The following is a 12,791-nucleotide window of genomic DNA, read 5'->3' as shown; positions in this document are numbered from 1 at the left end:
ATAAAGCCTACAGTTATCCTCACAATACTCTCTAAGTAGATAAATCAGTAACTTCATTAGCCTATCGAAAGATTCTCAACAATAGATAAAGTAAGCATTAGAACTTGTTGATAAATATAGAATTTTATCGTTCCGGGTACTTCAATATAAATAAAAGTAGTACAAGTAGGCTAAGTTATATCCAAATAGTCTGCATGTAAACTGACATCAAAATAACGGGTCTACCTACTAGACATTAATCATTTCCCAGCTACCTTTTAATTTCACATGAAAGGCATCGGTATAGCGATAAAACTCAATTTCATTAAAGCGTCCATCGGCATTCAAGAGATGGTTAAACAAAGCAGAGATATTCCATGGCTCCCAATCAAAGCCAGGTTTTTCGGCCCATACCTTGGTACCCTTTTCTTGCTTAACAAACTGACTCATAAAGCCAATCATCGTGGCAACATCTTCGCCATAGGTCACGACTGCGCGCAAATATTTAGGCTCGTCTAAAAACTTCATTTGTATAACTAAATAGGGTAAGGCAAAGGCTAAACATTTGTGTCTTCGGGAGTTGCGAAAATAAACCTGCTTAGTAACTGACCATGGCTGATCTGAGTTATTTAAAGAAAAATCAAAAACCCAAGAAGTATTATAAAAAAAGATGCATTGACGACCAGCTATTTCATTAATGACTTTTTGTAGAGGAGTAGTCTCGCGAAGTAATCGTAAGTGCTCTATAGGATGAAGCTTGTCTTCTTTTTTAGATGCTGGATTATCAATATCACTCACTCTTGCCTCTTAAATTGCTCAAAGATGAATGGCGATTTATCACCTACGTCTCTACCAACACGATAGACATAATTCTGATCGTAAATAAAGAAATATTTTCGTAGAAATGGATCGGCCAATACAATCTTTTTAAAATTACCTTGACCAAGGTTATTCACCAGGGCCGCAGTCTTCTGAGAGTCAATTGTAGGGGTTTCAGGCGAAGCTTGCTGAGCCTGCATTCTTGTCAATAATTCAGCCTTATTGGTTGACCCCTCATAAAAAGCTGGGCAGCACTTTACAACGCCCTTGGGGCGAGCTCCAACCCATAAAAACTCATCGTTACCATACTTCACAGCAGTAGATGTAATCGACAGCTTTTGAGTGCTGCCCTCTGATGCCCATACCCCAAGCCAGCGCTCATTGATAGCTACAGTTTGAGCAGTAAGTTCGGCAGGAACTGCATCACTACTAGGCGCTTCTGCACTAGCGTTAGGGTTACTAGAATTGGCCTCTACAGGACTCTGAACTTCTGGGGCTTTAGAAACCTCAACAATCCCAGTACTAACTATATTTTGAGAAAGGGCGTAAAACATACCACCTAGAATAATTAAATACAGCAAGGAGCCTATCATCATGGTGATAGGCAATGGATTTCTAGATTGTTGCCCGACCGTGAGTGAAGCATTCTCAGGTGATTCGGTGTTAGCAACCTTTGCTAATTCAGAACTAGTTTCAGGGAAACTATCCTTTAAGGAATCCAAGGTAGGAGCTTTATAGCTAGGATGTTGTGGTGGGCACTCTAGTCCATGTGCATAAGATAAAGCCTCTTCCAGACTTGCAAAGACTGTATCGCGGCAAACCAATTGATTTAAGACCGCATTTCTTTCTATCTTGTACTTATTAACCAAATACAAGCGGTATGCGCTGGATTGTAAATCTTTTGGTCCAGATAATCTTGCGCTACTTTTCTGGGGCATTGGAAAAAAAATCCCCGCAACTAAAAAGGCGAGGCCCACCAGTAATTTAAATTGCACTGGATTTTGTATTTGACTCAGGAAAAATTGCAGCAATCCTTCGCCATCAAATCCAATCACTTGACTTTGGGCTGCAGAGAATAACAAGGTAAGACCGCACAAAGCTGCAATCACCTTCATAGTAATTTGCAAGTAGCGAGAATATATTGGATTGTCGGACACTAAAATTCCTTAATAAATGCAAAGAGAATAAATATTGGACTCAAGGACTCCAAAAAATTTCTACTAATTAATCTATTTGGTTACTCGCTGTATGATCAAACGAATACCATTATGCCCAAGCCGAAAGCTCTAAAGCAAAGCTAGGATATACGCTTAGGAGGAGTGGTATCCGCAGCCTGCTGTTGGCCAGACTCTTCCTTTGGGCTAGCCGAGGAATCTGGCTCCTTAGCAGCCTGTTTTGGAGCCTCTACGATGTCTTCCAATCTGACAAAAGTATCTGTTGTGCCAAAGTTATCGACCCAGCGGAACACTTCCATAAACTGTTCTTTAGGCATAAATCGCAAAGCGGAGTCATCATAATTTTTATACTCAACATAGCTCACACCTAACTCATTGGGAGTATAGAGTCGCTTTACAGCAACTCGACGCCCATGCTCATCTTCAAATACATCGTTTCTGTAGGGATCTTTCAGGTCTGTCATGAGTTCAATTACCACCCCTTCTCAAGAAAGAGGGCACCAAGCTTCCCTTTTTCGAGCGATATTCTGTTGAGCCTTCATTTTTTAGTTCCGGCACAGGTAAAGTGTTTGCAATGCCGCCATAAAAATTGAGACCACGTGCTCTTTCACGATAATCATCTAGGACGCTCACTTTTTTCACGATCGCACGATTTAAAGAGTTGCCACTGATCGAAATTGATTTTCTAACAATGTTGCGTTCAATGATTTTTTTAGAAATATACTTTCCAAAAGAAGAAAAATTCGCTGCAATTTTTTGATCAGGGCAGACACATAGAAAATCCTCATACACATAACTGTCAATTTCTGGTGTTCGATAGACAGGCGGTGTGATGTGGCAATTCATGAGAAAGTCTAAGTTAGTAAAAGTGGCATGAGAAGAGTAGCCCTCTTCTACCTTACTAGGAACTACCAAGATAAATTGTTTGTTCACTGCCAGACGAGACATGCACTGTTGCGCATATTTCAGAATGAAAATTTCAGTGCTGGCCATTTCAAATTTAGAGTTCGAGCTGGGCACTAAAACCATATCAAAATCTAAGATAAATTGTTCAGACATAGCCGGCGTCCAAGTGAGATCACAAATACAGACCTCAACTCCAGATGAATACTTGCGAACACCCGAGCGAGCGCTAAGAAGAGCCGCCCCACTACTTTCATAATTGACGTCAAGGCAATGGACTTGGACGCCAATATCCGGCGCTTTCTTAGCCCAGCGAGAAGAAGATGCTTGAGGATCCATATCAATCAAGGACACTTTGATATTTTCTTGTATCGCAAGATAGGCTGCTAGATTAACGGCAATCGTGCTCTTACCAACACCACCCTTTTGGTTGGTCACTAGAATTTTGATTGTGCCATTGGTATACATGTTAATTACTCTTTTTTGCCAACAATGCCAGCTTTCTAATTATCATCATCGTTGATAATTTTAGAAAGTAATCCACTCAAACGTGCACCTTGCTCGATACCAATTTGAGCATAAATAATATCTCCATGGACATCTGCGCCACTATGCAATTCCACTCTTTCAGTTGCAAGCACATTGCCTTCTACTCGGCCAGCAACCAACACTCGCACCCCAGAAATATTACCTTGCACTAAACCGGTTTTACCGAGGGCAATACAAACATCCGCGCCCGCTTTAGTTTTAATATCACCAACTATCGTGCCATCAATTCTTAGGGACTTTGTTGCTAATAAACTACCAGTAATTTCTAAATCAGATCCAATAATTGAGCCGAAGGTTTCTTTAGACGGATCAAGCAGGCGTATTACGGTATTTTGTTTCAAAGCAATGTTACTTGCAGGTTAGTTTTTATTAAATTTACCGCTAATCTTGCCACCGCGTTGAATATGAATATATTTGTAATTGATATTTCCACTCACATGAGCAAGGGGACCAACATTTAAGTCATCGCAGTTAACATCACCCTTCAAGTTCCCCTTAATCACTAGGTTTTCAGTATTGAGTTCACCATCAACTTGGCCAGTCGAGTCAATCAAAATAGATTTAGCGGTAACCTTGCCGCGTACAGTCCCAGAAATATTCAATACACCATCAGAAACTATCGTACCTTCAAAAGTAAAGCCCTCACTCAGAATCGATGGCTTACTGTTAATGGACGAACGAACTGGTGCTTCACTTCGGAAATTTTGCTCAGCTGGTTCAAAGTCAACCTCTTCAGGCGCATTTGACTGAGAAAAGTTATCAGGCTGCTCTTGCATATCTTGCTCTGGATTATTTTGTGAAGTGGAATTTTTTGAAAAGATAGACATCGTCGTATGTTCTGCTTAATATGATTAGGAATGGGGATTGAGATTATGTAATTCACCATGCAAATGGCCACCTTTTTCAATCTCAATTTCAGAATAATTAATGGAACCGCTAACCTTACCAGTGGAACGAATAATTAAACTACGGGTTGAAGAAATGTACTCATTCACTTCACCACGAATATCGACCGACTCACCAGACAATTTGCCACGCACGACACCTGTTGCTTCTATGATGACTTGTTTTGCAGTAATCTCACCTTCAACGACTCCTGAAATAGAGGCAATATCCGGAACTTCAAAATTCCCTTTGAGAACTACACCTTCACCTACAAATAGGCAACCTTGTTGATTTGCTTCAGCCATGCTTAACACTCCTTGGGGGCAATACTTCTATTATTGGTACAAATTTCAGCGATTTTATCAGTTGAAACTCCCATTAAGGGCTTTAACGCACTATATATGAACAATTTAAATATTTCACGCACCAAAATCTACCCTCTTTTTATGACAAAAAAATGGATCTTGATGGCATTAACGGCTTTTTTACTAAACCCGCTTAATGCCAGCCATGCAGGGTGGAGCTTTATCTCCTCTGATGCACTGGGAAATCACTACTACTACGATGACAGTAAAACTGTTAGGGAAACCCAATCAGAGCAAGTGAGCACTTGGCTATTAACAAGCTATTCTCAAGCTCTCGCTGGTCCAAATGGAGAGCCCACCCTTTCTGTCATTCAGGATTTATCCTACTTTTGCCGAACTGGCTACGAGAGCTATAAACAGTTTTATATTGGTTATTACGCAGGTTCGGGGGGTTCTGGCACCAGTTTGGGGGCTGAAAATACCCCGAACTCGCCTTGGGAGCGCGTCATTCCAGACACGATGAGTGATGTCTTATTTCAGTTTTTTTGTAAACCAGGTCAGTCCAGCAAGGACCAAAGCGGCAAGTAGGCGCTGGTTACGGTTTCACTTCTGGAGCAGCGTCTGACTTGTTTTCAGCAGCGCTAGCAGGCTTGGAGAAGTAACTCATTGGATAAGTACTTTCCGCTCCAAATGGCCCCCGAATCCAGATTTGATCGTTATATTTCACGTAGCAACTGCGGCTCACGCTACCTGTGGCACTGACGCTGTAGGAAAAAAACCAATTAGGCTCAATCTTGCCTGTTTCAGAAGTACAAGGCTCAGCGGTAATGTATAAAATATCGCCGTGGGCTGGCATTTGGCCAATGATTGCCCCTTGAGCTATTGGATTACCCAATAGAAAGAGGCTAACTAATAGTAGTTTAAAAGTGGTACGAAACAGATTCATAAGTAGCGAAAAAGAGGGTCGCCTTTAAGTAAATTCGTTGTTATTATAGATCACCTTGCAGCTAAGCTGCCTAATTTTATTTAAAAAAATCAAACACTTATAGAGTATCAATGCAACTATTTTGGGTTTCGGGATCGACTGGCTCGATCAAACAAATCAATATCACCAAAAAGAGTGTTTTACGCTTAGTGGCTATTGTCGGTTGTACGTTTTGTGCTTTTGGGATTTTGATTTTTTATACCGGCATTACCATCGCATTTGAAGTCAATCCTGAGCTAGCTAAAGAAGTTACCGGGGTAGTGACACCTGAAGAGCGCTCAAGACTAGACGGCATGTATCGTCGAGAGCTGGCTTCTTTCCAAGAGCGTCTCAAGGAGGCTAGCACCACCTTTAATGAACTCAAAGCGATTAAGGATCGCTATCTTGCCATTTCTACCCCGAGCACCATTAAAGAGAAACTCTTAGACCCCGCACACCTTGGTGGCCCTCTCAAGCCGGTGAACTTTCAGCTTGATCCCACCAAAGCTCTAGTAGATAACCTAGAGGATCTTGCCAACAAGTCCAATGAAATTCTCGATATTGCTACCAAACTAGAGCCTGAATGGCAAAAGCAATATAGCTGGCTCAGAGCCTTACCCATTGGGCCGCCAATTGATGCTAGGCTGGGTATGACCAGCAACTTTGGTGTCCGTATCGATCCTATTACACAGCAATTAGCTCAGCACTCTGGCATTGACTTTATTACTCCAACGGGCACCCCTATCGTAGCGTCAGGTGATGGCACAGTGATTAAGTCGGCATTCGATCCGGCGTACGGCAACTTTATTGAAATTGCCCATAACGAAGGCTTTGTTTCTAAGTATGCTCACAACAGTAAACTCCTGGTCAAAGTAGGCCAGTTAGTGAAGCGTGGTCAAGTGATTGCACAATCAGGTTCTACCGGCAGATCAACTGGCCCGCACCTACATTATGAGATTCATCAACATAGTACTTATCTGAACCCGGCAAAGATTTTGGTCTACGCCCCACCCTCAAAATACTGGTAAGCATACTTAGGACTCGGAGACCTTTTAGGCTCATAGCAAATGGCCTTGAATGCCCCACCCATGAAGCCATTCTACAAATACCTAATTAGCGCGCTCATATTTTTGGGCCTCGCACTTTCGATTGATCAATTCATTTGTAACAAATGGGTCTACCATGATTACGCCGCTGGCATGGATCGTAAGCTTGCCTGTTTTTGGAAGCCATAAGCTTTTCCTTGTTAGCTGCTTTAATCAAAACGTTTGATCTCTCAAATTTTTTTCTGAAGCGCAGGTAGCAATCATGACTGTAAAAAATGCCGCAGACATTTTGGCCCATCTTCATCAAGGGCAAATTGATCTTGGAGTAAAACGTGTCCAAACTCATGATGCTCAAATTGCTCAAGCTATCTTGGATCGTATCTTTAGTTTTGAAGACTTACTATTTTTATCTGCTCTAGATATGCAAACTCTTCTACTCAAGATTTCCGATAAGACCTTAGTTGTTTGCTTAAAAAATGTTAGCAAACCTTTAGGCATCAAAATACTGGGCGCCATGACTAAAGTGAGGGCAAGGAGTATCGGGGAAGATTTGCAAAATAGTGAAAAGCTCAGAGTCTCAGAAATCGAATCAGTTCAATTAGAAATGCTGAAAGTAGCTTATGAGTTACACCAAACTCAAAAAATCACACTGCGTAAATCTGCTGTAGATGAGAAATACATTTAATCACTCGCCTTCAGCGACTTAATGATGGACGCCCGCTTCTTGCATAGCTAACTGATGGGCTTTGCGCTCAGCAATTTTTTGTTTCGTTTTTTCGACCTCATGATTGTGTAATAAAACTTCATGCAAACTGCGGTAGAGCAACTCCAAGGCAATAGCAATCGCAAGCAACACAAAAAAAGTGATCCACTTGTCATAAATTAGGCAAAGATCTGCCGCAGTTAAGCCTGCTAGGGCTTTTAAGCGAATAAAAGTAGTTTCAGGAAAATGTACCGACAATACGCTCATGATCAAGGATGCTTATTAATGGATAGTTTCAATGTAACAAAAAGACTTTACAAAATAAAGTTGCGCCGCACAAAAAGGGGGCCTCTCTAAGCCATATGCCTTTTTGCCCTATCTTTGGGGCATCTATTAATAACGGCATTACAAGCATTCTTGTTTAGAAACTATAACTATTATAGGGTCTACATACTATATTGATGCTGGTTTACTTCTGCAATTCAAGCCTATTGACCCCCATCGAGCAGTACCTGACTTTCCTGCAGATCAATTAACTTAATCAATCCAGGCTGTAATACTTCGCTTAATTCAAACGGTAATCGCTTTTGTACACTGATTTCTTGGGCACGCTGAGCAATACTGTTTAATGGCAGCCCCCTGAACTGTGGCAGAGCAATCACAATCTTGTTACCTGCCGTAGGAACCCTCAAGGTATAGACCTCATGAAAAACCTCTTGATAGGTTCGCAGCATGGATCTATAGAGCGGATTGACCTTGGGGGTACTCCACATATTGGCGATGATCGCACCAGAGGGCTTGAGCGCTTTTTTGAGTGAAAGCAAAAACTCTTTGGTTGCCAAATGTTTGGGGATCCCTGCTGCCGTATAGGCATCTAAAAAGATCAGGTCATATGGCTTTTGGACATTTTCAATAAATGCTCGGCCGTCTTGAACGTATGCCTTCAATAAGTCATCTTCAAGAAAATTAAAATACTGTTTGGCCAAGGCAATAATTTGTGGATCAATATCGATCACATCAATTTGTGCATCCGAATCATGTTTACGCAAAAACATGGGGATATTGCCAGCGCCCACCCCCAGCACTAAGATGCGATCGAGCTGCTGGGTAAAGGCTAGGCCAATCATGGCCGATTTGGCATAGGGCAAACCTAAGTAATTAAGGTCGCCTATTCTGACTACGCTTTGACGTGGACCATGTTGTCCAAAGCGCAGGGTACGAATCCCATCAACATCTTGAGTCACCTTCGTTAACCCAGACATCGTTTGGCCTTGATACAACAAACTTTCTTTTGCTGTGGCTCGCTTTAATCCTGGAACAGGAATCACTTTTGTTAATACGGTCTTAATTTTGGTGAGCATGGCTAAGCGCTGATTATGCAAGTCGGTAAATGCATTTTAAATACCAAAATGGGGAGGATCAATTTTTACTCAGAATCCGATTCTCGAGCACAAAGTTCTGGAGAAGCCAATCTAGCCCAACTCACCAGCATTACTAGCCTTGCTTTTACTGGGATTTTATTTACCAAGATATCAATTAAGACTAATGCTAAAAGGACACTTTGTCGTTAATTGTTGATGAAATTAGCTGTAAATTAATTTTTAAGCGTATAAGGTGTTAAATTGCGCTTCGACTGGAGCCGTTAGCGCATCTATTTGATCGTAAGAGAACGCTGCAGCATTCACCGCGCCCAGACCCGTAACCTGAGCAAGGCTCATTCCTGGCATTGCAGCAGTGGTAATGGCTGCAAAATCACTCTCACTAAACATATTCATATCTTCGCTTGAAAAGCTAGCGATTTGGGCTGAACTCAAAGCAGCAATTTGATCAGGGGTGAGAGCTGCCGCATTCTCAGCAGTGAATGCTTGTATTTGCGTGTCAGTTAAACCAACAATAGCCGCTGTAGTAATAGCTGCCACAGCATCTGCACTGAGTCCATTGATGGCAGCATTAGATAAGGCGCCAATTTGGGTCGAATCTAACTCGGTAATTTGAAGCGCCGTTAACTCCCCAACATTGTCACCCGTTAAGGCAGTCAGTTGTGAGGTGGTTAAACCATTAATTGCCGCCGGTGTAATCGCCGCCATTGCTTCTGGAGTAAGTCCATTTAATGCAGCATTAGATAATTTGCCAATTTGGGTCAAGTTCAACTGGGCAACCTGATTCACAGTGAAAGCCGCGGCATTGTCACCCGTTAAGAGAGTCAACGAGTCACTTAAACCAGACATGGCATCTAATGTAATCGCTGCTATTGCCTCTGGACTGAGACTATTTAATGCAGGCTTGAGTGCAGTATTCGATAAAGCGCCAATTTGGGTCGAATCTAACTCGGCAATTTGATCCTCTGTTAACTCCCCAAGATTGCTACCGGTTAAGGCGGCCAGTTGCGTGGTGGTTAAACCATTCATTGCCAACGGTGTAATGGACGCCATTGCTTCTGAACTGAGATTATTTAATGCAGCGTTGGATAAAACACCAATTTGACTAGCTAGCATTGAGCCAACGGTGCTAGCTAACAAATTAGTAGCCTGCGAGCTACTGACACCAGGCATTGCTAATGTTGTAATCGCTTGTATTGCATCTACGCTTAAGGCATTGAAGGCATCGTTGGACAATTTACCAATTTGGGTTGAGCTAAATCGAGCTGTTTGAGCAGCCGTTAAGGCTTCCGCATTAGCGATCGATAAAGTAGTCAGTTGGTTATCTAAACCAGAGATTGCGGATGGCGCAATAGCTGCCATCGCTTCTGTGCTCAAAGCGTTTAAGGCATTGCTCGATAATTTGCCAATTTGAGATGAGCTCAAGCGAGCCACTTGGGCAGGCATTAAGGCCCCAGCATTCGTGGTGGATAAAGTAGTCAATTGACCATCTAAGCCCGAAATTGCCGATGTTGAAATCGCTGCCATTGCTTCTGTGCTAAAAGAATTTAAGGCCGTACTAGATAAAGCGCCAATTTGGGTCGAGTTCAATGCGGCTACTTGGTCAGCCGTTAAGGCCGCAGCATTCGTATCTGACAAAGCGGTCATTTGGGGGACTGTCAAGCCGCGAATAGCTGCCGTTGAAATGGCGGCGATCGCCTCTAGACTCAATTTATTAAAAGCGCTTGTACTTAAGGCGCCAATCTGGGTCGAGTTCAAGGCAGCCACTTGGTCAGCCGTGAAGACCTCAGCCTTAGCGTCTGATAAATAAGACAGTTGGCTGCTAGTGAAACCTTGCGCTGCGCTAGGAGTGATTGCAGCGAAGGCTGTTGTCGTTAAGGCATTTAATGCGGGGTTCAGTGCAGTATTGCTTAAGGCGCGAATTTGGGTCGAGCTCAATTGAGCTACTTGATCAGCCGTAAAGGCAGCAGCTTTAGTACTAAGCAAACCGGCCAATTGAGTGGTGGTCAATCCCTTAATTGCTGCTGTCCCAATTTGAGCAATCGCGCCCGTGCTCAGCGAATTAATATCTGATACCTGCAATTTACTAATTTGCACATAGTTGAATTTAGCAATTTGGTCATTCGTGAAGACCGCAGTATTGGTATCAATCAAACCAGTCAATTGAGCGGTATTAAAACCTTGTATTGCGTTTGGATCGATAGCAGCAAAGGCCGCCGTTGTTAATGCATTCATATTAGCGCTAGTAAAAGCACTAATTTGTTTATAAGAAAGCGCGGCTGTATTTGTAGCCGATAAACCAGCTGCTTGATTAGATGTCAGGTGTTTTATGGCGCTTAAGCTCAGGGACGCAATTGCCGCTGGAGTAAGAGCACTCAAAGCGCTAGGTTGTAATGCTGCTACTTGAGTTGAGTTGAGCTGAGCCACTTGTTCCGCAGTGAAGGCACCAGCATTGGCATTTGATAAGGCAGTCATTTGCGCGGTACTCAAACCATGAATAGCCGCTGGTGTAATCGCAGCCATTGCTCCTTGAGCTCCTGTACTTAATTTATTTAAGGCAAGGGTGTTTAGGGCGCCAATTTGGGTTGAGTTGAATTGCGCCACTTGGTCAGCCGTAAAGGCTTCAGCATTAGCGGTCGATAAATTAGTCAGTTGACTAGTATTAAAACCTTGCACTGCGCCAGGAGAAATAGCAGCGAAGGTAGCGGGCGTTAATAGATTGATATTGGCATTAGTAAAAGCATTAATCTGCTTGGAGGAGAGCGCAGCGATATTCGTGGCAGATAAACCAGTTGCTTGAGCAGCGGGCATGGCAGCTATTGCACCCAAGCTGATGGACGCCATTGCATCTAATCCCAGAGCATTTAAGGCATCACTAGTTAAGGCGCCAATTTGGGCTGAGCCTAACTGAGCTACTTGATCACCGGTCAAGGCTCCAGCTTTAGCAGTGGATAAGGTGGTCAGCTGGGTGACTGTTAAGCCGCGGATCGCTGTTGTTGAAATGGCTCCCATTGCCGCCGTAGTAAGCCCGTTTAAAGCAGGGTTGAGTGCGGTGTTGGAAATGGCAGCAATTTGGATCGCGTTGAGCTGCCCCACTTGCTCCGCCGTTAAGTTTCCCGCTTGAGCAGCAGACAAACCCGCCAATTGCGTCGCGGTCAATCCCTTAATGGCAGATTTAGTAATGGCAGCCATAGCCTGTGGAGTTAGCGCATTGATATCCGCTACTGGCAATTTACTAATTTGCGCAGAGTTTAATTTAGCCACCTGGGCAGCTGTCAAGGCTGCAGCATTGGTATCCACCAAAGCGGCCAACTGAGCACTCTTAAAACCCAGCATGGCGTTTGGAGCAATCATCGCAAAAGCAGCTGGTGCTAAGGCATTAATACTCTCATTAGTTAAAACATTAATTTGTTTATAAGAAAGCGCAGCTAGATTGGCGCCCGATATTGTGGGCGCCTGCGTCGCGCTAAGACCAGATATCGCTTTCGTTTGAATGGCTGCAAAGTCAGTTGCATTAAATGCATTTAGTGCATTGTTATTGAGCGCAGCAATTTGGGTCGAATTGAGTTGGGCTACTTGATTACTGGTCAGAGCCCCAGCGTTCGCAACGGATAAGGTACTCATTTGTGAGGCTTTTAAGCCACGAGTAGCAGTGGTTGAAATGGCCGCCATGGCAGCTGTAGTAAGTCCATTAATATTGTCTAGCGCGCCAATTTGAGTTGCGTTCATGGCGGATACTTGGCTAGCGCTTAAGGCTCCAGCTTTCGCAAGAGACAAGCCCGCCAATTGATCGGTGGTCAATCCAGTTATAGCTGATCTAGTAATACTCGCAATTGCGCTCGTGCTTAACTTATCAATATCTGCTGCAGGCAATTTGCTAATTTGCGCAGAGTTTAATTTAGATACTTGAGAAGCTGTTAAAGCCGCAGTATTGGTATCAATCAAACCAGTCAATTGATCGTTCTTTAGGCCTTGCAGTGAATAAGGATTAATAGCAGCAAAGGCACTTGCGGTGACAGCATTAATGGCAGCGGGTGTAAAGGCACGAATTTGGATAGCCTTTAACGCAGCCATTTGCGTTGGG

The 12,791-nt window shown here is 43.2% G+C and carries 14 protein-coding genes; 3 read left to right on the top strand and 11 right to left on the bottom strand.

Features of this window, described 5'->3' with window-relative positions; translation table 11 throughout:
- Window positions 1-228 precede the first annotated feature (228 nt).
- From FD967_RS02525 to FD967_RS02495, 7 genes are all read right to left on the bottom strand, one after another.
- Window positions 229-777, bottom strand: a complete 549-nt coding sequence (locus FD967_RS02525) for a hypothetical protein (protein WP_215326552.1) — start codon at window positions 775-777, stop codon at window positions 229-231.
- A complete protein-coding gene (locus FD967_RS02520; protein ID WP_215326551.1) occupies window positions 774-1,955 on the bottom strand; it encodes a hypothetical protein in 1,182 nt (393 codons plus the stop codon). The genes FD967_RS02525 and FD967_RS02520 overlap by 4 nt, the downstream gene beginning before the upstream one ends.
- 140 nt (window positions 1,956-2,095) lie before the next feature.
- Window positions 2,096-2,437 carry a hypothetical protein gene (locus FD967_RS02515; protein ID WP_215326550.1) on the bottom strand — a complete coding sequence of 114 codons (342 nt, stop codon included), beginning with the start codon at window positions 2,435-2,437 and terminating at the stop codon, window positions 2,096-2,098.
- Between the two features lie 4 nt (window positions 2,438-2,441).
- The gene (locus tag FD967_RS02510; protein ID WP_305848865.1) at window positions 2,442-3,314 is read right to left on the bottom strand and encodes a ParA family protein; all 873 of its coding nucleotides are present in this window, start codon (window positions 3,312-3,314) and stop codon (window positions 2,442-2,444) included.
- Between the two features lie 65 nt (window positions 3,315-3,379).
- The gene (locus FD967_RS02505; RefSeq protein WP_215309397.1) at window positions 3,380-3,766 is read right to left on the bottom strand and encodes a polymer-forming cytoskeletal protein; all 387 of its coding nucleotides are present in this window, start codon (window positions 3,764-3,766) and stop codon (window positions 3,380-3,382) included.
- Between the two features lie 18 nt (window positions 3,767-3,784).
- Window positions 3,785-4,252 carry a polymer-forming cytoskeletal protein gene (locus FD967_RS02500; RefSeq protein WP_215326548.1) on the bottom strand — a complete coding sequence of 156 codons (468 nt, stop codon included), beginning with the start codon at window positions 4,250-4,252 and terminating at the stop codon, window positions 3,785-3,787.
- A 24-nt stretch (window positions 4,253-4,276) separates the two neighbouring features.
- Entirely contained in the window at window positions 4,277-4,615 is a 339-nt protein-coding gene (locus FD967_RS02495) for a polymer-forming cytoskeletal protein (RefSeq protein WP_215306033.1), read from the bottom strand.
- Between the two features lie 141 nt (window positions 4,616-4,756).
- Here FD967_RS02495 and FD967_RS02490 point away from each other — a divergent pair, with 141 nt between their 5' ends.
- Complete coding sequence (locus FD967_RS02490) at window positions 4,757-5,203, top strand: surface-adhesin E family protein (RefSeq protein WP_215326546.1); 447 nt, start codon at window positions 4,757-4,759, stop codon at window positions 5,201-5,203.
- 7 nt (window positions 5,204-5,210) lie between these two features.
- On the opposite strand, the gene FD967_RS02485 is transcribed toward FD967_RS02490, so the two are convergent.
- Window positions 5,211-5,561, bottom strand: a complete 351-nt coding sequence (locus FD967_RS02485) for a hypothetical protein (RefSeq protein WP_215326544.1) — start codon at window positions 5,559-5,561, stop codon at window positions 5,211-5,213.
- A 110-nt stretch (window positions 5,562-5,671) separates the two neighbouring features.
- Here FD967_RS02485 and FD967_RS02480 point away from each other — a divergent pair, with 110 nt between their 5' ends.
- Window positions 5,672-6,607 carry a M23 family metallopeptidase gene (locus FD967_RS02480; protein WP_215326542.1) on the top strand — a complete coding sequence of 312 codons (936 nt, stop codon included), beginning with the start codon at window positions 5,672-5,674 and terminating at the stop codon, window positions 6,605-6,607.
- A gap of 280 nt (window positions 6,608-6,887) precedes the next feature.
- Window positions 6,888-7,310 (top strand): FliG C-terminal domain-containing protein, encoded by a 423-nt coding sequence (locus tag FD967_RS02475; RefSeq protein WP_215326540.1) that lies wholly within the window; start codon window positions 6,888-6,890, stop codon window positions 7,308-7,310.
- Window positions 7,311-7,328: 18 nt separating this feature from the next.
- On the opposite strand, the gene FD967_RS02470 is transcribed toward FD967_RS02475, so the two are convergent.
- From FD967_RS02470 to FD967_RS02460, 3 genes are all read right to left on the bottom strand, one after another.
- Window positions 7,329-7,595, bottom strand: a complete 267-nt coding sequence (locus tag FD967_RS02470) for a hypothetical protein (RefSeq protein ID WP_215326538.1) — start codon at window positions 7,593-7,595, stop codon at window positions 7,329-7,331.
- Window positions 7,596-7,816: 221 nt separating this feature from the next.
- On the bottom strand, window positions 7,817-8,689 hold the full coding sequence (locus tag FD967_RS02465) for a spermidine synthase (protein WP_215326536.1): 873 nt from the start codon (window positions 8,687-8,689) through the stop codon (window positions 7,817-7,819).
- Window positions 8,690-8,929: 240 nt separating this feature from the next.
- Window positions 8,930-12,781: a hypothetical protein gene (locus tag FD967_RS02460; RefSeq protein WP_215326534.1), complete on the bottom strand. Its 3,852-nt coding sequence runs from the start codon at window positions 12,779-12,781 to the stop codon at window positions 8,930-8,932.
- Between the last annotated feature and the right edge of the window lie 10 nt (window positions 12,782-12,791).

This window comes from Polynucleobacter sp. JS-Mosq-20-D10 (genome assembly GCF_018687755.1).
GTDB lineage: Bacteria > Pseudomonadota > Gammaproteobacteria > Burkholderiales > Burkholderiaceae > Polynucleobacter.
The sequence above is the reverse complement of the archived record's forward strand: the minus strand, read 5'-3'. Positions and strand labels throughout refer to the sequence as shown.